Here is a 23,291-nt window from a genome sequence, read left to right as displayed (position 1 = left end):
GCCGGCCGCGCCACCCCGCGCGCGCCATGTCCGGTGCCATCGGACCCTCCGTCCATCGACGCGTCGGGAATCTTTGACGCGTCGGAGATTCCCGACGTATCGTGGTGGCATGCCCACCGACGTGTTCGGCGTGCTGGCCAGTCCGGTGCGCCGCAGACTGCTGGAGACCCTCCGTGCGGGGCCGCGCTCCACCGGCGAGCTGGCCGGGATGTTTGCGCTCGGCCGCCCCGCCGTCTCCGAACACCTGGCGGTTCTCAAGTCCGCCGGGCTGGTCCGCGAGGAGCCGCGCGGCCGGCACCGCTACTACCACCTCAGGGCCGCGGGCCTGGAAGAGGTCAGCGACTGGCTGCACCCCTTCGAGCACTACTGGAAACAGCGCCTGGACGCCCTGGCCGACCTCCTGGACGAGGAGAACGACGCATGACCGACACCCCCGCCACCGAGACCATCGAACTCGCGCGCTTCCTGCCCCACCCGCCGGCCGCCGTCTGGGCCGCGCTCACCGACCCGGTGCTGCACGCCCGCTGGTGGGCGGCCGGCGACGTCAAGCCGGTCGTCGGGCACCGCTTCACCCTCGACATGGGCAACTGGGGCCTCCAGCCCTGCGAGGTCACCGAGGCCGACCCCGAGCGCCTCCTCGCCTACCGCTTCGCCGAGGGCACCCTCGACACCACCGTCACCTGGCGCCTGGTGCCCGAGGGGCGGGGCACCCGCCTCTTCCTCACCCACGCGGGCTTCGACCTCGACTCGCCCCTGGGCCGCCAGGCCCTCGAAGGCATGGGCGAGGGCTGGCCGCACGTCCTGGACGGCCTCGCCGCGCTCCTCGACGAGACGGCCTGACCGGTCCGCTCCGGCCGGCCGACTCCGTCAGCCCGACGCGTCCCCGGCGTGCGCGCGGCAGAAGGCGCGCACCGCCGCGGTGAAGGCCTCCGGCGCCTCCAGGTTGCTCATGTGGCCCACCGCCGGGAGCACCACCAGCTCGGCGTGCGGGATCGCCTCCCGGAAGGCGTGGGCGACGTCCAGCGGCGAACGGGCGTCTCGCTCGCCCCACAGCAGCAGCGTGGGCACCGCGATCCGGGGCAGCAGGTCCGTCTCGTCGGCCTCGGCCATCAGGGAGAGCTGGACGCCCATGCTCTCCGGCCGCACGTCCCGGTTCATGGCGTCCAGGACCGCCGCGAACCGCTCCGGCGGACCCTCGGCGTACAGCCCCGGCAGCGTCGGGTCGAACTCCTCGCGGGGCGCCGCGAGCATCCGCCGCGCCCCCTCGACCCGCGCCGCCACCTCCTCCGGTGGCAGCGAGCCCTTCCAGCCGGCGTACGTGTCCACCATCAGCAGCGAGCGCACCAGGTCCGGCCGCAGCCGGTACAGCTCCAGGACCACCGTCCCGCCCCAGGACAGCCCCGCCACGTGGGCCGGCCCGAGCCCCACGTCCTCGATCACGGCGGCCAGGGCCCGCGCGTAGTCCGGCAGCCCGAAGCCCGCCGGCAGGTCACCCGACCTCCCGGCGCCCGGCTCGTCCCAGGCCACCACGGTGAACTCGTCCGCCAGCGCCTCGACCTGCGGCCCCCACATCCGCCCGTCGCTCCCGGCGCCGTGCGCCAGCACCAGCAGCGGCCCCCGCCCCGCCCGCGCGTAGACGACGTCGACCCCGCCCGTCCGTACCACAGCCATGCCCTCAGGCTAGGCGGCGGCCCGCCGGGCGACCACCAGGGCGCCGTGGGTGCTCTCCGCCGAGGTCAGCGTCATGCGCGCCTCCACGGCGAAACCGGCCGCGGTCAGCCGCTCGGCGAGCGCGTCCGGGTCGCGCAGGTGGACGTGCAGGCGCATCGGGTGGCCGCCGTAGCCCTCCGTCTTCAGCCGGCTCTCCGCGCCCGCGTGGAAGGCCAGCAGCAGCGGGGCGGACGGGCGCAGCACCCGGTGGAAGTGGGCCAGGGTGCGGTCCAGCTCCGTGTCGGGGACGTGGATCAGCGCGTACCAGGCGACCAGGCCCGCCATCGAGGCGTCGGGCAGGTCGAGCGCGGTCATCGAACCCACCCGGAAGTCGAGCCCCGGGTGCTCGCGGCGGGCCAGCGCGACCATCGCGGGGGACAGGTCGATGCCCAGGACCTCCAGGCCCAGCCCGTGCAGGTGCGCGGCGATCCGGCCCGACCCGCACCCCAGGTCCGCGACCGGCCTGCCGCCCGAGGTGCGCACGGCCTCGGCGAAGACCGCGAGCATCGCCCGCTCGTAGGGCGTGCGGTCGAGCAGGTCGCGCACGAACTCGGTGTAGGAGGCGGCCACCGTGTCGTACGAGGTGCGGGTGTCGGCGAGCCAGTCCTGCTGGGGGTCCCGGGTGCTGTCCATCCCGAGAGGTTACGGCGTCAGCGCCACCGTCACCGGGCCGCCCGCCGGGTCCGCGTCCGGCGCCCAGACCGCCGGGTGGCGCACCGACCGGTGCGCGTCCAGCAGGGCCGGCAGGCGCCGCTCGTACAGCAGCCGTCCGTCCTGACGGACCATCAGCAGCGGGCGGGCGAGCCGGTCCGCGGGCCGCAGCAGCAGGGTGGGGGCGGAGCCGGGCAGGGACAGCCGGCCGGGGGTGAGCCAGCGCAGCGCGCCCTCCGGCCGCAGGGCGGGCCCGGGGCCCGGCCACGGGGCGCCGGCGAGATGCGCGAGGACCGCGTCCGCGACCGCACGGCCCTCGGCCGCCGCGACCGTGCCCGGCTCGGCGCCGTGCAGCAGGTTGCCCGCCGCGAACACCCCCGGCACGGCGGTCCGCAGGGCGCCGTCGACGGCGGGGCCACGGGTCGCCGGATCGAGCGGCACCCCGCCCGCGCGGGCCAGTTCGTGGTCCGGCAGCCAGTCCCCGGTGAAGACCACCGTGTCGCAGCGCAGCAGCCCGGTGCGCCCGTCGGCCCCGCGCACCAGGATCCCCGACAGGCGCCCCCGGCCGAGGAGTTCGAGGACGGTGGCGCCGCGCAGCACCGGGCCCGGCAGCCACGGCCCGGACGGGCGGTCGGCGACCACGGCGGCCACCGGCACCCCGGCCCGGCGCAGGGTGCGCACCGCGTGCCGGGCGATCGGGTCGGAGCCGACGACGACCGCGCGCCGTCCGATCCGCTCGCCGCGCAACCCGAACAGCTCGACGGACTGCTGGAGTTCGCCGGTGCTCAGCACCCCGGCGGGGCGCGCGCCGGGCACCAGCCGGGCGCTGCGCGGCCGTTCGCGCACCCCGGTGGCGAGCACCACCGCCCGTGCGGTGATCTCCTCGGGGCCGGTGGGCGCGGTGACCTCCAGGCTGAGCGGTCCGGCCCAGCCGGTCGCGCCGACGCCGGTACGGAGCACGGCCCCGGCGCCGACCGCCGCGCGTACCGCCCGGCGGGCGAACGCGGGCCCGGTCAGCCCGCCGAAGCCGCCGCGCGCGCAGTGCCGGGGCACTCCGCCCGCCGCCCGCTCCCGCTCCAGGACCTCCACCCGGCCCGCCCCGGCCGCCGCGAGCCGGGCCGCCGCGGCGAGGCCGGCCGGGCCCGCGCCCACCACCAGTACGTCGACCGCACGGGCCGCCGTCCGCGCCTTTGTCACCGCACGCCCTCCTCGAAGAGTGCCCGGACCGTCGCCCCGCACGAGAAGCCCTGGCAGCGCCCGGCCCGGGCCCGGGTCCTGCGCCGCAGTCCGTCCAGGGAGGCGGGCGGCACGGGGGAGGCGAGCGCGTCGCGGATCTCGCCCAGGGTGACCCGCTCGCAGTGGCAGACCACCGTCCCGTACGCGGGGTCGCGGGCGATGAGCGCCGCGTCGCGGTACGGGCGGGGGAAGGCCTCGCCGAGGTTCGGCATCCGCACCGGGGCGAGCGGCCGCTCCGGGCCGAGCTCCAGGCCGGCGTCGGCGAGCAGGTTGACCGCGTGCCGGCCCAGCGCGAGCGAGGCGGTGAGCCCGGTGGACCGGATGCCGCCCACGGTCACGTAGCGCAGCTCGGGGTGGGCGGAGCACCGGTAGTCCTCGGCGCCGGTCGCGGCCCGCAGTCCGGCGTAGACGGCGGTGACCTCCTCGTCGAGGAGCGCGGGCAGGATCCGCCGGCCCTGCTCCCGCAGTCCGGCGAGGCCCTCGGCCGTCGAGCCGGTGGCGGTCTTGTCGTCGAGGTCCTCGGCGGTCGGACCCAGCAGCACGTTCCCGTACACCGTCGGCGCCACCAGCACCCCCTTGCCGAGCGGGCCCGGGACGGGCAGCAGGATGTGCCGGACCAGTGGGCGGGCGAACTTGTCGAAGACCAGCAGCTGGCCGCGCCGCGGGGTGACGGTGAAGTCCTCCCGCCCGAGCAGCGCGTCGAAGGCGTCCGCGTACAGTCCGCAGGCGTTGACCAGGAAGCGGGTGCGCAGCACGCCGCGCCGGGTGACGAGCCGGTGCGGTGCCCCGTCCCCGCCCGGCCGCACCTTCTCCACCCGGCAGTTCAGGTGCAGGTCGACCCCGGAGCGCACGGCCTGGGTGGCGTAGGCGAGCGGGGTGCTCCACGGGCAGACGATCGACTCGCCGGGTACGTGGAGCGCGCCGAGCGCGCCCGGGCCCAGGTGTGGTTCGCGGGCGCCCAGTTCGGCGGCCGACAGGATGCGGGTGCCGTCGTGTCCGTTGCGCACGGCCTTGGCGGCGAGCCGGGGGAGCTCCGCCAGCTGCCGCTCGTCCCAGGCCACGAGCAGCGCGCCGACCGGCTCGACCGGGATGCCGGTCTCCTCGGCGTAGGCGGCGAGCAGCCGCCCGCCCTCCCGGACCAGCCGGGCCTCCAGGGAGCCGGGCACGGCGTCGAAGCCGGTGTGCAGGATCGCGGTGTTGGCCTTGGAGCTGCCCTCGCCGATGTCGCCGCCCGCCTCCACGAGCGCCACCCTGAGGTCGTGGCGGGCGAGTTCGCGGGCGATGGCGCAGCCGACCACGCCCGCGCCGACCACGGTCACGTCGTACGCGGAGCCGGGCGCCGAGGTGTCCGGGAGCACCCCGCGCCGGGTGACGCTCACGAGGCGCCGCCGCCGGTTCCGGTCCCGGCATCGTGGCCGGTCCCGTCGCCGTCCGCGAGGAGCGCGGCCACGGCGGTGCGGAAGCGGCCCAGGCGCTCGGCGGCCTCGTCGGCCGAGACCCGCGGCTCGTACACGGCGGACGGCTTCCGGTCGGGCACGGCCTCGTGGACGGCGAGGCCGGGCTCGTGGCCGAGCCGGGCGACCGCCGCGACGCCCAGGGCGGTGGCGTCGGGGAGTGCGGAGACCTCGACGGGGCGCTGGAGCAGGTCGGCCTGGGTCTGCATGAGCAGCGCCGAGCGGGTCAGTCCGCCGTCGACCCGGAGCGCGGTGAGCGGGGCGCCCAGATCGGCCGCGGCCGCCCCGGCGAGCTCGGCGACCTGGGCGGCGAGGCCCTCGCACAGGGCGCGCACCAGGTGGCCGGGTCCGGTGTCGAGGCCGAGCCCGGTGACCGCGCCGCGCACGTCGCCGCGCCACCAGGGGGCGGCGAGTCCGGCGAGGGCGGGCACGAAGGTGACGCCGCCCGCGTCGGGCACGGCGCCGCCGACCGCGTCGAGCTCCTCGGCGCCTGAGACGACCCCCAGCTCGGTGAGCCAGCGCACCGCGGACGCGGCGGTGTAGACCTGCCCGTCCAGGCAGTACGCGGTGCGGCCGGCGAGCCGCCAGGCCACGCAGGCGACCAGGCCGGTGCCGCTGCGGCGCGGGGCCGGACCGGTCTGCGCGAGGAGGAAGGCCCCGGTGCCGTAGGTGCACTTGGCGCTGCCGGGGACGGTCACGTCCTGGGCGAGCAGCGCGGCCTGCTGGTCGACCAGCAGGCCGGTGAGCGGGAGCGGCGGGCCGAAGGCGGTGGTGGTGCCGACCGGGGTGTCGGCGTCCACGACCCGGGGCAGCCGCTCGCCGCCGAGGCCGTACGCGTCGAGGGCCGTGTCCGACCAGGCGACGGTGTCCAGATCGAGCAGGCCGGTGCGGCCCGCGGTGGCCGCGTCGGTGACGAAGGCGCCCGTGAGCCGGTGTACGAGCCAGGCGTCGCTCGTGGTGACCACACCGGCGCCGGTCAGATGGCGACGGATCCAAGCCATCTTCGGGGCCGCGAAGTAGGGATCCACCGGCAGACCGGTGATCCGTGTCAACTCCGTTGCGTGCGGGCCAAGTTCGGAGCAGATGCCGGCGGCCCTGCGGTCCTGCCAGACGAGCGCGTCGGTGAGCGGCTCGCCGGTCGCCGGGTCCCAGGCGAGCACGGTCTCGCCCTGGTTGGCGAGGCCCACCGCGACGACCGGCTCGCCGGCCTCGGCGAGCGCGGCCCGGCCGGCCGCGACCACGGAGTCGTACAGTTCACCGGGGTCGACCTCGACCCGTCCGCCGGGCAGGGCGCGGGGCCGGACCGGGGCGAAGCCGCTCCCGATCACCCCGCGCGAGGGATGGACGACGAGCGCCTTGGTGCCCGACGTGCCCTGGTCGACGGCGAGTACCGGGCCCGTCATGTGTGCGACTCCCTGCCGGTCATGGTTCCTGGAGTTCCTTGATCGCGTTCCTGAGCGTGGAACCGGTCAGCCTGTCGGTGCCGAAGCCGTCCGTCAAGGCTTGCGGAGGGAAGCCGTCAGGTCCGGCGGCCCTGCTGACCACAAGTCAAATCCGGTCGCTGGCCGAATACTTGCGATCACGGAGAAAAGTGGATCGGTCACATCCGGCAACCTCTATAGTGATCGCCGATCAACGGCCGGGTCGGCCGGGACGCCCCTGGGGACTGACCACCCCCTCCGCCCACCGCACCGAGGAATCATGTCGCCCACCCCCCGCCCCGCCCCCTGATGGCCGCGCAAGGCTTCCGTCCCGTCTACCACCCGGCGGGCCACGACCACGCCCTGCGCGGGGCCGTCCAGGAGCTGCGCACCGGGCGCTGGGTGGCGATGGCCCGATTACTCGACGAGACCTCCGGCTGGTCCGGCTGGACCCGCCGCACCCAGGTGCTCGCCGCCGTCGCCGCCGGCACCGACGTCGTCGAGGCCTGGCGGATCGAGCAGCCCGACTCCGCCGCCGCGGGCGTGATGCACGCGCGCGTGTGCGTCGAGCGCGCCGTCCGCGCCCACCGCACCGGCCACCCTCGCACCCGGGAACTCTGGCAGGAGGCCTGGACCGCCTGCCTGGAGGCCGCCGACCGGGTGCCCGCCGACCCGGTGCCCTGGGTGTGCCGCCTCGCCCTGTCGGTGCTCGACACCCAGCAGCGCATGGAGGAGCACCGGGCCGTGCCGCCCGCGCCGATGCTGCCGCCCGGCCCCTGGGGCCTGCTCGCCGAGGCCGAGAAGCGCGACCCGTACAACCGCGAGGCGCACCACCGGATGCTCCAGTTCGTGTACGCGCGCCGCAGCGGACCGCTCTCCGAGGCGGTCAACTACGCCCAGTGGGCGGCCTCCTCGGCCCCCGTCGGCTCCGCCCTGCACGCCCTGCCCCTCTACGTGCGGGTCGAGCGCTACCGCCGTGAGCGCGGCCACGAGCGCGCCCTCGACCTGCATTGGGTCGCCGAGGACGCGGTGCGCGACGCCGACCGTGCCATGGACTCCTGGTTCCTCTTCTGCGCCACCGAGGAGGCCAGCGTGCTCGACCTCAGCCACCTCGCGCACGGCCTCTACGGCGCGCTCAAGTTCGCCGACGCGGCCCGGGTGTTCGAGGCCCTCGGCCCGTACTGGACCCCGCAGCCCTGGGCGTACCGCACCGACCGCCCCGACGAGCGCGGCCCCGCCGAGGAGGTCTTCCTGCGGGCCCGGGCGCGCTGCCTGGGCGGCCCCGGCGCCCGCGGCGGACCCTGACCGCCCGGCTCGCCCCCGGAGCCCGGCGCCCGCCCGCCGGGCCGCCCCTCAGACCACCGTGCCCGTCCCCCCCCGTACGGCACGGTCCGACCCCCTTCCCCCGGAGGAAACGCATGTCACGCACCGCTCCCACCGACGCGATACGCAAGCCGCCACCGGCCGCGCGGGACGAGGAGGCCCGCCTCAGGGAGCTGGGCTACCAGCCCGTCCTCGCCCGCCGCATGGGCGGCTTCGGCAACTTCGCCATCAGCTTCTCGGTCATCTCCATCCTGTCCGGCTGCATGACCCTGTACGGCTTCGGCCTGGGCACCGGCGGCCCCGCCGTCATGCTGTGGGGCTGGGCCGGCGTCGGCCTGTTCGTGCTGTGCGTCGGCCTCGCCCTCGCCGAGGTCACCAGCGCCTACCCGACGTCCGGCGCGCTCTACTACATGGCCGACCGCCTCGGCGGACGCCGCTGGGGCTGGTACACCGGCTGGCTGAACCTGCTCGGTCTGCTCGGTGCCATCGCCGGCATCGACTACGGCGCCGCGCTGTTCACCGGAGCCTTCCTCAACCTCCAGTGGGGCATCGCGCCGACGCCCGAGTCCACCTTCCTGATCTTCCTGGTCATCCTGCTGGTGCACGCCGTGCTCAACCTCAACGGCGTCCGCGTGGTCAGCCTGCTCAACTCGATCAGCGTGTGGTGGCACCTCGCCGGCGTCGCCCTGATCGTCGGCGCGCTCGCGATCGTCCCCGACCACCACCAGTCCGCGAGCTTCGTCTTCACCGAGTTCGTCAACGACACCGGCTGGGCCAACCCGCTCTACGTCGCCGCGATCGGCCTGCTGCTCGCCCAGTACACCTTCTCCGGCTACGACGCCTCCGCCCACCTCTCCGAGGAGACCGCCAACGCCTCGGTGGCCGCCGCCAAGGGCATCGTGCGCTCCATCTGGGCCTCCTGGATCGCCGGCTTCGCGCTGCTCGCCGGCCTCACCTTCGCCATCCAGGACTACGCGGGCACCCAGAACACCGCCACCGGCGTCCCGCCCGCGCAGATCCTGCTCGACGCGCTCGGCGAGGGCGGCGCCAAGGCACTGCTGCTCGTGGTGATCGTGGCCCAGCTCTTCTGCGGCAACGCCGAGGTCGCCGCCGCCAGCCGCATGGTCTTCGCCTTCAGCCGTGACAACGCCCTGCCGGGCTCCGCCCTCTGGCGGCGCGTCAGCAGCCGCACCCACACCCCGGTGCCCGCCGTATGGCTGTCGGTGATCGTCGCCGCGGTGCTCGCGCTGCCCTCGCTCTACTCGGCCACCGCCTACGGCGCGGTCACCGCCATCAACGTCATCGGCATCACCCCGGCCTACGCGATCCCGATCCTGCTGCGCCTGCGCGCGGGCGACCGCTTCGTGCCCGGCCCGTGGAACCTGGGCCGCTGGAGCAAGCCGATCGGCTGGATCGCGGTGGTCTGGGTGGCCCTGGTGACCGTGCTCTTCTGCCTGCCGCAGCGCTCGCCCGTCACCGTCGACACCATGAACTACGCGGTGATCGCGCTGGCCGTGGTGCTCGTCCTCGCGAGCGTCTGGTGGTACGTCGCCCGCCGCTCGTACGGCACCCCGCAGACCTACGGCAGCGCCCGCGAGGAGGCGGAGATCGCCGAGGGCATCGTCTGAGGACGCGCACGGAGGCCCGCGCCGGCCGGCGCCCAGGGGCCGCGGGACCCCGGTGCCGAGGGGCCGGTCAGCCGCCGAACTCGTAGGTCCAGGCGCCCGTCCGGGCCGCGAACTCGATGTCCGTGATCTCCAGGGCGTGCCCGTGCTGGTCGGTCACCACCCGGTGGACGCACAGCCGGGCCGCGCCCGGGACGGGCGTCCCCTCCGCCCCCGGGTCCGGCGGACCCGCCGGGACGCCCACCGACTCCCGGTGGGTCGTGCGCAGCCCCGCCTGGCGCATCCAGTGGTAGAGCAGCCGCAGGTCGGGCTGTCCGCGCCGCTCGTGGCCGCCGCGGTACCGCCCGAGCTGCGGGATCTCCGTCAGCGCCGGCCGGGAGAACCAGGTCACCGACTGCTGCATCGGCTCGCCGCCCGGGGTGAGCACCAGGTGCCGGTGGACCAGGGTCGGCTCCCCGGGCGCCAGGCACAGGCGCCCGGCGAGTGCCGCCGGCGGCGCCTCCCAGGACAGCGAGGCGCGCACCAGCGCGTCGGCCGCCCGCGGCCCGCCCGGGAAGGTGCGCCGCCGCGCGGCCTGGACGGTGAGGCGCGGTTCGTGCGCGGACTCGTGCCCCGGGTCGGCGGCGAAGGTGCCGCGCCGGTCGGTCACCACCAGCCGTTCGTCGCGCAGGAGTTGGAGCGCGCTGCGCACCGTCTGCCGGTTGACGTGGTAGCGGTGGGCCAGCAGGCGCTCGGAAGGCAGCCGGCTGCCGGGGGAGATGAGCCCCTTGCCCAGGTCGTCCCGCAGGGCGTGGGCGACCCGGAGGTAGAGCGGAAGCGTCGCGCTCGACCGGTGCTCGGGAACGGGCTCGGCCATGTCTCGACCCTCTCTGTCATGCATCGTTCAACCATTGCTCGGCGTGATCGCCCGAGTCGTGTGGGTGATCATTCCTATCATTGGTCTAAACCATTCTGGAAGTCCCGCCGGCGAGAGTGGCCGAAACGAGCGCCGGGCCGTGTAATGGATCGCAGCCGGCCGGGTGACGCCCGCGCCGGTGGCGTACGCCGCGGCGGAAAGGCGGGTGAGGCCGGATGGCGACACCGTCCGAGCGGGCAGCGGCGGGCAAGGCGGCCCGCAAGCGGGTGCCCCGCTCCTCGCACGGGCGCTGGATAGCGTCCTCCCAGCGCCCCGACGCGCTCACCGTCCTCGAACGAGAGTCCGTGGACCGGGTCCCCGAGCTGGTCCCCATCCGCTACGGACGCATGGCCGTCTCCCCCTTCGCCTTCCTGCGCGGCGCCGCCGCCGTCATGGCCGCCGACCTGGCCGCCCAGCGGCACACCGGACTCACCGTGCAACTGTGCGGCGACGCCCACCTGCTGAACTTCGGCGTCTACGCCTCACCCGAACGGACGCTCCTCTTCGACGTCAACGACTTCGACGAGACCCTGCCAGGACCCTTCGAATGGGACGTCAAGCGCCTCGCCGCCTCCGTCACCGTCGCCGCCCTCCAGAACGGCACCACCAAGGGCAAGGCCCATCGCGCCGCCCAGGTCGCCGCCGAGGCCTACCGGCTCGCCATGCGCCGGCTCGCCGGACTCGGCGAACTCGACGTCTGGTACGAGCGGATCGCCGCCGACGACCTCACGCCCCTGGTCCGCGGCGCCGACCGCACCCGGATGGAGCAACGCCTCGCCCGCGCCCGCCGCCGCACCAGCCTCCAGGCCCTCGCCAAGCTCACCACCACCGACGACTCCGGCCGACGGCGGATCACCGAGGACCCGCCGCTCCTGGAACGCGTCGCCGACCTCGACCGGGTCGCCCTCGGCAAGATCTTCAGCGACTACCGCAGCTCGCTCTCCGAGGAGCGCCGGCTGCTCCTCGACCGCTTCCACTTCGTCGACGCGGCCCGCAAGGTGGTCGGTGTCGGCAGCGTCGGCACCCGCTGCTTCATCCTGCTGCTCCAGGGCCGCGACGACGGCGACCCGCTCTTCCTCCAGATCAAGGAGGCCGGCGGCTCCGTCCTGGAGCCGTACCTCGCGCCCAGCGCCTTCGCCCACCACGGGCGCCGGGTGGTCTGCGGCCAGCGCCTCACCCAGGCCGCGAGCGACATCTTCCTCGGCTGGATGACCGGGCCCGAACAACGCCACTTCTACTGGCGCCAGTTGCGCGACATGAAGGGCTCCGCCGAGGTCGAGACGATGTCCCCGTCCGTCCTGCGGGAGTACGCCCGGCTCTGCGGCCGCGCCCTCGCCCGGGCCCACGCCCGCTCCGGCGACCGCATCGCCATCGCCGCCTACCTCGGCTCCTCCGACGTCTTCGACCGCGCCGTCGCCGACTTCGCCCTCCGCTACGCGGCGCAGAACGCCGACGACTACTCCGCCCTCAGCGCCGCCATCGCCGCCGGCGTGGTCACGGCGGCCCCGGGCGTCTGAACCCCCGGGGCCGCCGCCCGTACTCAGGCCCGCGGGCGCCGCAGCGGCGGTGCCACCGGCGTCGGCGGCACCGGGCCGAACAGGGTGGCCCGCAGCACCGCGGGGGCGAACAGCGCCGTCAGCGGCGCCGTCAGGGTCAGCGCCGCGCGGAAGGCCGCACCCACCACCGGATCGCCCGCGGCCCGCTGCTGCACCCGCCCCAGATACCAGCCGGTCACCCGGTCCACGGCCCCGCTGCGCGCCGCGTCACCCGTCGCGCCCGGCATCTTCTTGTCCGCGCCCGCCGAGATGTCCCAGGCCTGCCGGGACGCGTCGAGCAGTGCCCGCTGCACCCGCCGCGTCGTCGGCGTGCGCCGCGGGTCCGCCAGGGCCCGGCGCAGCGCCACCGCGCTCATCGCGGCGACCGCCATGCCCTGCCCGTAGATCGGGTTGAACGCGCACAGCGCGTCGCCGGTGGCCAGGAAGCCCGCCGGACGGCGCCCCGGACGGTCGTAGCGACGGCGCACGTTCGCCGTCCGGCGGAAGCCGTACACCGGGGTCAGCGGCTCCGCCTTCGCGATCCAGTCGGCGATCACCGGGTGCGGCAGCCGCCGCGCGTACTCCTCGAACAGCGCCTCGTCCGTGGGCGGTTCGTCACCCCGCAGCCCCGAGAGGGTGACCACGTGCCGCCCGTCGCCCAGCGGCAGGATGACCCCGCTGTAGACCTGTCCGGGGTTCGGCACGACGTAATAGCCCAGCGCGTCCACGGCCGGATCCGGCTCCGGGGAGCGGAACAGCCGGGTGCTGTAGGCGAGCCCGGTGTCCAGGGTCTCCTCGTGCGGCGCCTCCGCGCCGATCCCCTTCAGCCAGTCCGCCGCCCGGGTCGACCGCCCCGAGGCGTCCACCACGAGGTCCGCCTCCAGCGGATACGGCTCCTTCGGTGCGCCCGCACCGCGCTCGCGCAGCAGCACCCCGCGCACCCGCGCCGCGTCGCCGAGCAGGCCCACCGCCTCGGTGCCCTCGATTCGTTCGATCCGGGGATCCGCGAACACCCGCTCGCGCACCAGCCATTCGAGCTGGTCGCGCGGACCGGAGAAGAAGTGCGCGGAGGCCGGGGTGCGGGCGAACCACTTCCCGTTCTGCCACTGCACCATGTCCTCGGGCATCCCGACCCGCGGCGCGCCGAGCGCGGCGAGCTCGGCCATGAAGCCCGGCAGCAGCTCGTCCAGCGCCCGCTGGCCGCCCTCGATCAGCACGTGCAGGTGCCGGCCCTGCGGCACCCCGGGCCGTGGCTCCGCCTGCTCGGGGAACCGGTCGCGCTCGACGACGGTGACCCGCTCGGCGTGCTCGCTCAGCACCCGCGCGGCCAGCAGACCCGCGAGACTCCCCCCGACGACCACCGCATGACGTGTCCTGCGAGGTCCCAACTCGTCGGTCATCCTCGCCCTTTCGCGTATGGAGATGTGGACCCATCAGTATCCACGCCCGCTCGGGGGCGCGTCGCGGGCGGCCCGGTGCGCCGAGGGCGCGTGCGCCCGCGCGCCCGCGCTGTCCGTCCGTGCGGACTCAGGCGCGGGGGAGGGGGCGCGCCGGGGCGCCGGGTGCGGTCCAGCTGTCCAGCAGCCGCAGCGCCTCGGCGGTCGCGGAGCCGGGTTCGACGTTGTAGACGCACAGGGTCTGCTCCGCGTCGCCGGGGGCCTGGAAGGACTCGTAGGAGAAGTGCAGCTCCCCGACCAGCGGGTGGTGGTAGTGCTTGCTGCCGTGGGTGCGGCGCAGCACCCGGTGGTCGTTCCACCAGCCGGTGAACTCGGCGCAGCCGAGGGTGAGTTCGCCCACCAGGTCGGCCAGCTGCCGGTCCTGGGGGTGGCGGCCCGCCTCCAGCCGCAGGATGGCCACCGTCTCGGCGGCGATCCGCTCCCAGTCGCCCACCCGTTCGCGGGCCTCGGGGTCCAGGAGGTAGTAGCGCGCCAGGTTGCGCCGGGTGGCGGGCAGCGCGTCGAAGTCGGTGAGGACCGCCCGGGCGAGCCGGTTCGAGGCCAGCACGTCGGTGCGCCGGCCGAGGACGAAGGCCGGCACGTGGGCGAGCGTCTCCAGCATCAGGTGCAGGCCGGGCCGGACCCGCTGGGCCCGCGCCGGGGCGCGGCGCGCGGTCCGGGCGGCGCCGGTGCCGGAGCGCAACAGGTCGGTCAGGTGCTCGCGTTCGGTCTCGTCGAGCCGCAGCGCGCGGGCCACCGCGTCCACGACCTCGGCGGAGGGGTTGCCCGCCCGCCCCTGCTCCAGGCGTGTGTAGTACTCGGTGCTGACGCCGGCCAGGCGGGCCGCCTCGTCCCGGCGCAGGCCGGGCACGCGGCGGACCCGCGCGTCGGCGGGCAGCCCGGCGTCCTCGGGGGTGATGCGGGCGCGCCGGGAGCGCAGGAAGCCGGAGATCTCCTTGGTGCGGTCCATGCCTCCAGTGTGCGGGGGCCGGCGGCGCCGGGTGGGCTCCAGGGTGGCCCTGCCGGTACCAGTCCGGCCAGGGTCAGTCGTGGCGTCCCGCGGGACCCCTCCGGGTGGTGTTCTGGAGTGGCGGTCGACGGAACCGGCCGCGTTCCCTCCCTCTCCTTCCCGGAAGGCGTGCAGCATGTCCACGAACACCCCGTCGCAGCACCACTCCCCGACCCAGGCCCTGCCCCTGACCGGCCGTGTCGCGGTCGTCACCGGCGCCTCCAGCGGCATCGGCGAGGCCTCGGCCGAGCGACTGGCGGCCCTGGGCGCCCGTGTCGTCGTCCTGGCCCGCCGGGCCGACCGGCTCGCGGAACTCGTCGCCCGCATCGAGAAGAACGGCGGCAGTGCCCTGGCGATCGCCGCCGACGTGACCGACGCCGCCGCCCTGAGGGCCGCCGCCGCTCGGGTGGAGGCCGAACTCGGCGGCGCCGACCTGCTCCTGAACAACGCCGGCGTCATGCTGCCCGCCCCGATCGAGGAGCTGGCGGCGGACCAGTGGCAGCGTCAGATCGACCTGAACATCAGCGGACTGATGAACGCCATCGGCGCGTTCACCCCGCAGCTGGTCCGGGCCGCCGCCGCACGCGGGGTGGCCGACCTGATCAACACCTCCTCGATCGCCGCGCAGAACATCTTCCCGAACTTCGCTGTCTACTCCGGCACGAAGGCGTACGTGACCCACCTCTCCCGCCACCTCCGGGCGGAGCTGGGCGCGAAGAAGGTGCGGGTGTCGGCGATCGAGCCCGGCATCGTCGGCACCGAGCTGCAGAGCCACGTCACGGACCGGGGCGCCCTGGACTGGCTGGCCGGCTCGAAGGAGACCATGGAGTGGCTCACGGCCGAGGACGTCGCCGAGACGGTCGGCTTCATCGCCACGCTGCCCCCGCGGGTGAACCTCCAGCAGGTCACCATCATGCCCACCGGCCAGGCCGCCTGACCGGGGCGGCCCGGTGCACGGCGTGGCGGGGGTGCTACGCGGGCCGCGGGCCGAACTCGGCGAGCGCGTGGCGCAGCCACTCCACCCAGAAGCGCTCCAGGTCGATCCCGCCGCGCAGCACCAGATGGCGCAGCCGGTCCGGCTCGCTCGTCCGGCGCTCGGGCGGGAAGTCCCGGCGCTCGATCTCCAGGTACTCGTCCAGCTGCCGCTGGTGCAGGTCGAGATGGCGCTCCAGCTCGGCCCGCAGTCCGGTGCCGCCGACCACGGCCGCGGCCCGCATCCGCAGCAGCAGCCCGGACCGCATCGGCTTGGGGTCCTCGGCGGTGTCCACCCAGGCCGCCAGCTCGGCGCGGCCCGCGGGCAGCACCTCGTACTCCTTCTTCTGCCCGCGCGCGGGGACCGGAGCGGGCAGGGCACGGATGTGCCCCGCCTGCTCCAGCTTCCCGAGCTCGCGATAGATCTGCTGGTGCGTGGCGGACCAGAAGTAGCCGATGGACCGGTCGAAGCGGCGGGTCAGTTCGAGGCCGGAGGACGGCTTCTCGAGCAGCGCCGTCAGGATCGCGTGCGGGAGGGACATGCACGCATCCTAGGTTCGGCCGGTCGTACGGTCCGCTCGCACGGCCCGCCCCGCGCGAGGGTCACAGGGCCGCGGCGAGGCGCGTGCCCTGGTCGATGGCCCGCTTGGCGTCCAGCTCGGCGGCCACGTCCGCGCCGCCGATCAGGTGCGCGGTACGGCCGGCGGCGACCAGCTCCTCGTACAGGTCGCGGCGCGGCTCCTGGCCGGTGCACAGCACCACGGTGTCGACCGGCAGCAGCTGCCGCTCGCCGTCCACGGTGAGGTGCAGGCCCTCGTCGTCGATGCGGTCGTAGCTCACGCCCGCGACCATGGTGACGCCCCGGTGCTTCAGCTCGGTGCGGTGGATCCAGCCGGTGGTCTTGCCGAGGCCCGCGCCGACCTTGCTGGTCTTGCGCTGGAGCAGGTGCACCCGGCGCGGCGGCGCGGAGCGCTCGGGCGCGCGCAGACCGCCGCGCGAGGCGTAGGTGGTGTCCACGCCCCACTGCCGGAAGTACGTCTCCGGGTCCTGGCTCGCGCCCTCGCCGCCGTCGGTGAGGAACTCGGCCACGTCGAAGCCGATGCCGCCGGCGCCGAGGATCGCGACCCGCTCGCCGACGGGGACGCGGTCGCGCAGCACGTCCAGGTAGCCGACGACGCTCGGGTGGTCGACGCCCTCGATGCCGGGCACGCGCGGGGTGACGCCGGTGGCGACGACCACCTCGTCGAAGTCGGCCAGGTCGGCCGCGGTGACGAAGGTGTTCAGGCGCACCTCGACGCCGCGCTCGGCGAGCTGGACCCGGTAGTAGCGCAGGGTCTCCTCGAACTCCTCCTTGCCCGGCACCTGCTTGGCGACGTTCAGCTGTCCGCCGATCTCGGCGGCGCCGTCGAAGAGGGTGACGGTGTGGCCGCGTTCGGCGGCGGAGACCGCGCAGGACAGTCCGGCCGGGCCGGCGCCGACGACGGCGATCCGCTTGGCGCGGCGGGTGGGGGAGAGGACCAGCTCGGTCTCGTGGCAGGCCCGCGGGTTCACCAGGCAGGAGGTGATCTTCAGGCTGAAGGTGTGGTCCAGACAGGCCTGGTTGCAGCCGATGCAGGTGTTGATGGTCTCGGCGCGGTCGGCGGCGGCCTTGGCGACGAAGGCGGGGTCGGCGAGGAAGGGGCGGGCCAGCGACACGAGGTCGGCGCGGCCGTCGGCGAGGATCTCCTCGGCCACCTCGGGGGTGTTGATGCGGTTGGAGGTCACCAGCGGCACCGACACCGCGCCCATGAGCCGCTTGGTCACCCAGGTGTAGGCGCCGCGCGGCACGGAGGTGGCGATGGTGGGGATCCGGGCCTCGTGCCAGCCGATGCCGGTGTTGATGATGGTGGCGCCGGCCGCCTCGATCTCCTTGGCGAGGGCGACCACCTCGTCCAGGGTGGAGCCGCCGGGGACCAGGTCGAGCATGGACAGGCGGTAGATCACGATGAAGTCGCTGCCGACGCGCTCGCGGATGCGGCGCACGATCTCCAGCGGGAAGCGCACCCGGTTCTCGTAGGAGCCGCCCCAGCGGTCGGTGCGCTGGTTGGTGGTGGCGGCGATGAACTCGTTGATGAGATAGCCCTCGGAGCCCATCACCTCGACGCCGTCGTAGCCGGCCTCCTTGGCGAGCTCCGCGCAGCGGGCGTAGTCCTCGACGGTCTGCTCGACCTCGGCGTCGGACAGCTCGTTCGGCACGAAGGGGCTGATGGGTGCCTTGAGGGGGCTCGGCGCGACCAGGTCCTGGTGGTAGGCGTACCGCCCGAAGTGCAGGATCTGCATGGCGATCCGCCCGCCCTCGGCGTGCACGGCCTCGGTGATCACCCGGTGCTCGGCGACCTCCTCGGGGGTGGTCAGCTTGGCGCCGCCGTCCCAGGGCCGCCCGGCCTCGTTGGGCGCGATGCCGCCGGTGACGATCAGGCCGACGCCGCCGCGGGCGCGCTCGGCGTAGAAGGCGGCCATCCGCTCGAAGCCGTGCTCGGCCTCCTCCAGACCGACGTGCATCGAGCCCATGAGCACCCGGTTGGGCAGGGTGGTGAACCCGAGGTCCAGCGGGCTCAGCAGATGCGGGTACGGGGTGTTCGGGGCCATCGGGGCGCCTCCTCGCGCGGGGTCGTCCCGACTGTTGTAGACGACCCGCCCCCGCTTGTGCAACAAGTTGCATAAATGGGGGGCGGCGATGTGCGGGACGCCACAGGAGAGGGCCCGGCACGGGGAGGGGAGGGGCCGCCCGGCACGCCCCTCCCCTCGTGAACCGCCAAACCCGGCTCCCGGCGGGCCCTCACTCCTTCCGGTACGCGTACGCCTCCGACGCCGCCGCCACGACCGCGTCCAGGTCGCCCCCGGCGCTCGCGGTCACCACCGCGGCCACCGCGCCCTCCACGAACGGGGCGTCCACCAGGCGCGCGCCCTCCGGCAGCTCGTCGCCCTCCGCGAGCAGCGCCTTCACCGTCAGGACCGCGCTGCCCAGGTCCACCAGGAGCGCCACGCCCGCGCCGCCGTCCACGTCCTTCGCCGCCTGCGCGATCAGCTCGGCGCTGGTCCCGAGGCCGCCGTCCGGGGTGCCGCCGGCCGGCCGCACCGGCGCCGTGTCCCCGCCGCCCGCCAATCCGCGGGCCAGCTCGGCCACCGAGGCCGCCACGGCCGCGCTGTGCGAGACCAGCACGATCCCCACCCGCCCCGTCATGCGGCCACCTCCGCGAGCGCCGCGAACAGCAGCGCCGACGAGGTCGCCCCCGGGTCCTGGTGCCCGACCGAGCGCTCGCCCAGATAGCTCGCCCTGCCCTTGCGCGCCCGCAGCGGTACGGTCGCCAGCGCGCCGGCCTCCGCCGCCTCCCGGGCCGCCGCGAACGAGGTCCCGAGCGCCTCGGCCGCCGGCGTGAGGGCGTCCAGCATCGTCTTGTCGCCCGGCTGTGCGCCGCCGAGCTGGGCGACGGCCGCCACGGCCTCGGTCAGCGCCCCGGCGAGCTCCGGCCGGGAGACCCGCTCCGCCTCGCCCAGGGCCTTGCCGGTGCGGCGCAGCAGCGTCCCGTACAGCGGCCCGGACGCCCCGCCCACCGTGGAGATCAGCTGCCGCCCGGCGGCCACGAGCACCGCGCCCGGCGTCCCCGGCGGCTCCTTCTCCAGGGCCGCCGTGACGGCGGCGAAGCCCCGCTTCAGATTGGCCCCGTGATCGGCGTCGCCGATCGCCGAGTCCAGCTCGGTCAGCCGGTCCGCCTCCCGGTCCACGGCGGCGGCCGCCGCGGTCAGCCAGTCGCGGAAGAACTCCGCCCCGTACGTCCGCTCGTCCGCCATGTCGTCCGTCACCTCCGACACGCTCCCCTCACCGGCCCCAGCGCAGCGCCGGCGTGCTCACCGGCGCGTCCCACAGGCGCAGCAGTTCCTCGTCGGCCTCGCACAGCGTCACCGAGCAGCCGGCCATGTCCAGCGAGGTCACGTAGTTGCCGACCAGCGTCCGGGCGGCCGGCACCCCGCGCTCGGCCAGCACCCGCTGCACCTCGGCGTTGAACCCGTACAGCTCCAGGAGCGGGGTCGCCCCCATCCCGTTCACCAGCGCGAGCACCGGGCCCTGCGGGCGCAGCTCGTCGAGCACCGCGTCCACCGCGAAGTCCGCGATCTCCCGCGAGGTCATCATCGGCCGCCGCTCACGGCCCGGCTCCCCGTGGATCCCGATGCCCAGCTCCAGTTCGCCCTCCGGCAGATCGAAGGTCGGCGAGCCCTTCGCCGGGGTCGTGCAGGCACTCAGCGCCACCCCGAAGCTCCGCGAGCGCTCGTTCACCCTGCGGGCGATCGCCTCCACCCGCTCCAGCGGCGCACCCGCCTCGGCCGCCGCGCCCGCGATCTTCTCCACGAACAGGGTGGCGCCGGTGCCCCGCCGCCCCGCCGTGTAGAGCGAGTCGGTCACGGCCACGTCGTCGTCGACCAGCACCTTGGCGACCTGGATGCCCTCGTCCTCGGCGAGCTCCGCGGCCATCTCGAAGTTCAGCACGTCACCCGTGTAGTTCTTGACGACGAACAGCACCCCGGCCCCGCTGTCCACCGCGGCCGCCGCCCGCACCATCTGATCGGGCACCGGACTCGTGAACACCTCCCCCGGACAGGCCGCCGCCAGCATCCCCGGCCCGACGAACCCGGCATGCAGCGGCTCGTGCCCCGACCCGCCCCCGGACACCAGCGCCACCTGCCCGGCCACCGGCGCGTCCCGCCGCAGCACGACCCGGTTCTCCACGTCCACGGTCAGCTCGGGATGCGCCGCGGCGAAGCCGCGCAGCGCGTCGGCGACCACGGTCTCCGGAACATTGATCAACATCCTCAACGGTGTCTCCTCGGGAGGTAGCGGATGGTCAGGTGACGACGGTGGTTCGAGAGGGGGAGTCCACGCTTGCTTCCTTCGGCAGTATTGACCTTGCGCCGGGGAAGTTCACGCGATCGGCGCAGGGAAACGTCCCGGGCCGTCACGGGCCGTTTCCGCGCGGGACCGCCCGGCCGAGAGCGTCTCGGTCCGCGATGGCGTGATGCCCGGGTCCTGGAGCCGGTGATGCGGCGTACGCCGGTTCCGGTAGCCCCCCGAGGTCGTCGTCCCGGTCACGGAACCACGCCTGGTGCCGACGACGGGCGACGGATGCGTGTCAGGAGCCTTGACTGCCCCGTGAGTTCACCCCTAGCTTGCTCTGGTCTTGCTGAAAGTTGCAGCAAAACCTTCCAATCGGCAGGGCGCGGAGGGGACTTGGGACCTTCGCCGCGCCCGGTCGGTACCCGCACACGCAGGAGGAACTCCCCATGAGGATCGGCCTGAGAGCCGTGCCGAGTCGGACCACCGCGGCGCTTGGCGCCATCGCGGTGGCGCTGGGCCTGGCTTCCCCGCTCGTGGCCCCGGCCCACCCGGCCGCGGCCTTACCCGATGCCAACGGTGCCAAGAAGGTCACCGCCGTCCTGTTCGAATGGAACTTCGCCTCGATCGCGCGCGAGTGCACGCGCACGCTGGGGCCCAAGGGCTACGGCTTCGTCCAGGTCTCGCCGCCGCAGGAACGCATTCAGGGCAGTTCCTGGTGGACCGGCTACCAGCCGGTCAGCTACAAGATCCAGGGACCGCTCGGCGACCGGGCGGCCTTCAGGAACATGGTCGACACCTGCCACGGCGCCGGAGTCAAGGTCATCGCCGATACCGTCCTGAACCACATGACGTCCGGATCGGGCACCGGCACCGCCGGCACGAAGTACACCAAGTACGAGTACCCCGGCGTCTACTCCGACGCGGACTTCCACGGCTGTCGCCGCCCGATCGGCAGCGACTACGCGGACCGGTACAACGTCCAGGAGTGCGAACTCGGCGAAGTCGGCAAGCCCTCTCTCGCCGACCTCGACACCGGCAGCGAGTACGTCCGCGGCATGATCGCGGGGTACCTGAACGACCTGACCGCCCTGGGCGTCGACGGCTTCCGCGTGGACGCCGTCAAGCACGTGCCCGCGCGCGACCTCGCGGCCATCCGCGCGAAGCTGGCGAACGCGAACGCGTATTGGATCCAGGAGGCCATCCACGGCGCGGGCGAAGCCGTTTCGCCGACGGAGTACCTCGGCACGGGCGACGTCCAGGAGTTCCGCTACACGACCGACCTCAAGCGGATCTTCACCAACGAGAAACTGTCCTACCTCAAGACCTTCGGCGAGGCATGGGGGTACATGCCCTCCGGCCAGAGCGGCAGCATGGTCGCCAACCACGACACCGAACGCAACGGCGGCAGCCTGAGCTACCGGGACGGCGCCTCGTACACCCTCGCCCACGTCTTCATGCTCGCCCACCCGTACGGGACCCCGTCGGTGCACTCCGGATACGAGTTCGCGGGCCGGGACGACGGTGCCCCCAACGGCCATGACGTCCGGGCCTGTTACAGCGACGGCTGGTCCTGCCAGCACGCGTGGCGGCAGATCGCCAACATGGTCGCCTTCCGCAACACCGCCGAGGGCACCGGCATCAAGAACTGGTGGGACAACGGCAACAACGCCATCGCCTTCGGCCGCGGCGCCAAGGCGTTCGCGGCCATCAACCGCGAAGCCGTTGCGATCACCCGGACGTTCCAGACCTCGTTGCCGGCCGGCACCTACTGCGACGTCCAGCACGGCGACCCCGTTCCGGGCGGCGGCTGCACCGGGCCCGCGTACACCGTTGGCCCCGACGGCCGGTTCACCGCCACGGTCGGCGGCTCCGACGCCATCGCGCTGCACGTCGGAGCGTTCGACAACAGGACCTCGGACAACGAGGCGACCGTGTACTACAGCACGGACAACCACTGGTCCGCGTACTACCTGCACTACGCCCCGACCGGCGGCACCTGGACCACGGCACCCGGTGTCGCGATGGAGACCGCCTGCGCCGGCTGGGTGAGGAAGCGGGTCGCCCTGGGCACCGCCACCGGGCTCAGGGCGGCGTTCACCAACGGCTCCGGGGCTTGGGACAACAACAACGCCGCCGACTACGCGCTGGGCACCGGTGACATCACCGTCAAGGGCGGCACCGTCGGCACCGGCAACCCCTGCGGCGCCGAACAGTCCAGGACCGGCGCGTCCTTCGCGGTGAACGCCACGACGATTCCCGGCCAGAACATCTACGTCGTGGGAGACATCCCCGCCCTCGGCTCCTGGGCGCCTTCAGGCGCCCTCAAGCTCGACCCGGCGGCCTATCCCGTCTGGAAGCTCGACCTGGAGCTGCCGGCGGGCACCGCGTTCGCGTACAAGTACATCCGCAAGGACGGGGCCGGAAACATCACCTGGGAGAGCGGCTCCAACCGGACCGCCACCGTACCGGCACAGGGCACGGTGACACTCACCGACACCTGGCGCAGCTGACCGTCGTTCCGCTCGGTGGGCCCGGCGACCGCCGGGCCCACCGCTTTTCGGGCTCAGGCCCCGCCGGTCGCGTCCGGGTCGCAGGTGCGGAGCCCGGTGACGTAGTTGCCGTCCGTTCCGTAGCCGGCGAAGGTCGCCCACTGGCCGGGCAGGATCACGCGGCACGGGGCCCACTGGCCGTTCGTGTACTCGACCGTGACGGCGACGGTGTCGGAGCAGCCGTTGTGGACGTCGGTGTAGCGCCAGCTCTGGTAGTACTCCACGCACGACGGAGCGGGATCCCCGGTGGCTGCGACGGCGGACGGAGCGGCGGCGAGAGCCATCAGGAGGCCCGCGGCGGCGAGGGCGGCGGGGCGCGCTATGCGCGTCTTGAGGTGTGTCATGCACCGAACCTTCACGCCCTGCAAGCAACTTGCGCAACTGCCTGCAAATATTTTCAGCCATGCGCCATGGTGGCACAGTAACCAGCAGGTCATCATGCGTTTTCACGAGTGAAAGAGATTGCATTCTGTCGGTCACCGACCTCGATCGACCTCGGGGCCCCGCCTGAAACCCTGCGTCGACCCTGGTGCGGCCGCCGGTGGAGGTGGCCGGGCTGCCGCGGGTTCACTGCGGCCGGTTTTCGACCCTCGTGTCGGGAGGCG

21 protein-coding genes are annotated in these 23,291 nt (G+C 74.4%); 7 read left to right on the top strand and 14 right to left on the bottom strand.

The features are described from left to right. Positions 1-109: 109 nt before the first annotated feature. Positions 110-424 carry a metalloregulator ArsR/SmtB family transcription factor gene (locus ACIGW2_RS14055; protein WP_356069748.1) on the top strand — a complete coding sequence of 105 codons (315 nt, stop codon included), beginning with the start codon at positions 110-112 and terminating at the stop codon, positions 422-424. Then, positions 421-840: an SRPBCC domain-containing protein gene (locus ACIGW2_RS14050; protein WP_391655082.1), complete on the top strand. Its 420-nt coding sequence runs from the start codon at positions 421-423 to the stop codon at positions 838-840. Before ACIGW2_RS14055 ends, ACIGW2_RS14050 begins: the two co-directional genes overlap by 4 nt. Positions 841-867: 27 nt before the next feature. Here the strand turns inward: ACIGW2_RS14050 and ACIGW2_RS14045 are convergent, their stop codons facing one another. From ACIGW2_RS14045 to ACIGW2_RS14025, 5 genes are read right to left on the bottom strand one after another with little or no spacing between them, the layout of a single operon-like run. Beyond that, positions 868-1,671, bottom strand: a complete 804-nt coding sequence (locus ACIGW2_RS14045) for an alpha/beta fold hydrolase (protein ID WP_391655083.1) — start codon at positions 1,669-1,671, stop codon at positions 868-870. Positions 1,672-1,680: 9 nt separating this feature from the next. Then, positions 1,681-2,343 (bottom strand): class I SAM-dependent DNA methyltransferase, encoded by a 663-nt coding sequence (locus tag ACIGW2_RS14040; RefSeq protein WP_399843641.1) that lies wholly within the window; start codon positions 2,341-2,343, stop codon positions 1,681-1,683. 9 nt (positions 2,344-2,352) lie between these two features. Beyond that, on the bottom strand, positions 2,353-3,558 hold the full coding sequence (locus tag ACIGW2_RS14035) for an FAD-dependent oxidoreductase (protein WP_399843638.1): 1,206 nt from the start codon (positions 3,556-3,558) through the stop codon (positions 2,353-2,355). After that, positions 3,555-4,976 (bottom strand): FAD-dependent oxidoreductase, encoded by a 1,422-nt coding sequence (locus ACIGW2_RS14030; RefSeq protein WP_399843636.1) that lies wholly within the window; start codon positions 4,974-4,976, stop codon positions 3,555-3,557. The genes ACIGW2_RS14035 and ACIGW2_RS14030 overlap by 4 nt, the downstream gene beginning before the upstream one ends. After that, positions 4,973-6,454 (bottom strand): FGGY family carbohydrate kinase, encoded by a 1,482-nt coding sequence (locus tag ACIGW2_RS14025; protein WP_399843633.1) that lies wholly within the window; start codon positions 6,452-6,454, stop codon positions 4,973-4,975. Before ACIGW2_RS14025 ends, ACIGW2_RS14030 begins: the two co-directional genes overlap by 4 nt. 327 nt (positions 6,455-6,781) lie before the next feature. On the opposite strand from ACIGW2_RS14025, the gene ACIGW2_RS14020 reads away from it, so the two are divergent. Continuing rightward, a complete protein-coding gene (locus ACIGW2_RS14020; RefSeq protein WP_391655088.1) occupies positions 6,782-7,777 on the top strand; it encodes a hypothetical protein in 996 nt (331 codons plus the stop codon). A 113-nt stretch (positions 7,778-7,890) separates the two neighbouring features. Further along, positions 7,891-9,423, top strand: coding sequence for an amino acid permease (locus ACIGW2_RS14015; protein WP_399843631.1), 1,533 nt, complete (start codon positions 7,891-7,893; stop codon positions 9,421-9,423). 67 nt (positions 9,424-9,490) lie between these two features. Here ACIGW2_RS14015 and ACIGW2_RS14010 read toward each other — a convergent pair whose 3' ends face one another. Beyond that, on the bottom strand, positions 9,491-10,276 hold the full coding sequence (locus ACIGW2_RS14010; RefSeq protein ID WP_361582309.1) for a GntR family transcriptional regulator: 786 nt from the start codon (positions 10,274-10,276) through the stop codon (positions 9,491-9,493). 215 nt (positions 10,277-10,491) lie between these two features. Between ACIGW2_RS14010 and ACIGW2_RS14005 the strand changes: the two genes are divergently transcribed. Then, entirely contained in the window at positions 10,492-11,832 is a 1,341-nt protein-coding gene (locus ACIGW2_RS14005) for a DUF2252 domain-containing protein (RefSeq protein WP_399843629.1), read from the top strand. A gap of 23 nt (positions 11,833-11,855) precedes the next feature. Here ACIGW2_RS14005 and ACIGW2_RS14000 read toward each other — a convergent pair whose 3' ends face one another. Next, positions 11,856-13,250, bottom strand: coding sequence for an FAD-dependent oxidoreductase (locus ACIGW2_RS14000; RefSeq protein WP_399843626.1), 1,395 nt, complete (start codon positions 13,248-13,250; stop codon positions 11,856-11,858). A 127-nt stretch (positions 13,251-13,377) separates the two neighbouring features. Then, entirely contained in the window at positions 13,378-14,256 is an 879-nt protein-coding gene (locus ACIGW2_RS13995) for a helix-turn-helix transcriptional regulator (protein ID WP_399843623.1), read from the bottom strand. A 175-nt stretch (positions 14,257-14,431) separates the two neighbouring features. Here ACIGW2_RS13995 and ACIGW2_RS13990 point away from each other — a divergent pair, with 175 nt between their 5' ends. Continuing rightward, a complete protein-coding gene (locus tag ACIGW2_RS13990) occupies positions 14,432-15,232 on the top strand; it encodes an SDR family oxidoreductase (protein WP_399843621.1) in 801 nt (266 codons plus the stop codon). 34 nt (positions 15,233-15,266) lie between these two features. Here ACIGW2_RS13990 and ACIGW2_RS13985 read toward each other — a convergent pair whose 3' ends face one another. From ACIGW2_RS13985 to dhaK, 5 genes are all read right to left on the bottom strand, one after another. After that, positions 15,267-15,809: a PadR family transcriptional regulator gene (locus ACIGW2_RS13985; RefSeq protein WP_399843619.1), complete on the bottom strand. Its 543-nt coding sequence runs from the start codon at positions 15,807-15,809 to the stop codon at positions 15,267-15,269. 61 nt (positions 15,810-15,870) lie between these two features. Beyond that, entirely contained in the window at positions 15,871-17,895 is a 2,025-nt protein-coding gene (locus ACIGW2_RS13980) for an FAD-dependent oxidoreductase (protein ID WP_399843617.1), read from the bottom strand. A gap of 190 nt (positions 17,896-18,085) precedes the next feature. Then, positions 18,086-18,490 carry a PTS fructose transporter subunit IIA gene (locus ACIGW2_RS13975; protein ID WP_361582291.1) on the bottom strand — a complete coding sequence of 135 codons (405 nt, stop codon included), beginning with the start codon at positions 18,488-18,490 and terminating at the stop codon, positions 18,086-18,088. Beyond that, positions 18,487-19,098, bottom strand: coding sequence for a dihydroxyacetone kinase subunit DhaL (dhaL, locus tag ACIGW2_RS13970; RefSeq protein WP_399844123.1), 612 nt, complete (start codon positions 19,096-19,098; stop codon positions 18,487-18,489). The genes ACIGW2_RS13975 and dhaL overlap by 4 nt, the downstream gene beginning before the upstream one ends. 28 nt (positions 19,099-19,126) lie before the next feature. Next, positions 19,127-20,119, bottom strand: a complete 993-nt coding sequence (gene dhaK, locus ACIGW2_RS13965) for a dihydroxyacetone kinase subunit DhaK (protein WP_399843614.1) — start codon at positions 20,117-20,119, stop codon at positions 19,127-19,129. A 464-nt stretch (positions 20,120-20,583) separates the two neighbouring features. On the opposite strand from dhaK, the gene ACIGW2_RS13960 reads away from it, so the two are divergent. Then, on the top strand, positions 20,584-22,647 hold the full coding sequence (locus tag ACIGW2_RS13960; RefSeq protein ID WP_399843611.1) for a carbohydrate binding domain-containing protein: 2,064 nt from the start codon (positions 20,584-20,586) through the stop codon (positions 22,645-22,647). Between the two features lie 53 nt (positions 22,648-22,700). Here ACIGW2_RS13960 and ACIGW2_RS13955 read toward each other — a convergent pair whose 3' ends face one another. Further along, positions 22,701-23,030 (bottom strand): alpha-amylase, encoded by a 330-nt coding sequence (locus tag ACIGW2_RS13955; RefSeq protein ID WP_399843609.1) that lies wholly within the window; start codon positions 23,028-23,030, stop codon positions 22,701-22,703. Positions 23,031-23,291: the final 261 nt, after the last annotated feature.

Source organism: Streptomyces sp. NPDC053541, assembly GCF_044544705.1.
In the GTDB taxonomy this organism is placed as follows: Bacteria; Actinomycetota; Actinomycetes; order Streptomycetales; family Streptomycetaceae; genus Streptomyces.
The sequence above is the reverse complement of the archived record's forward strand: the minus strand, read 5'-3'. Positions and strand labels throughout refer to the sequence as shown.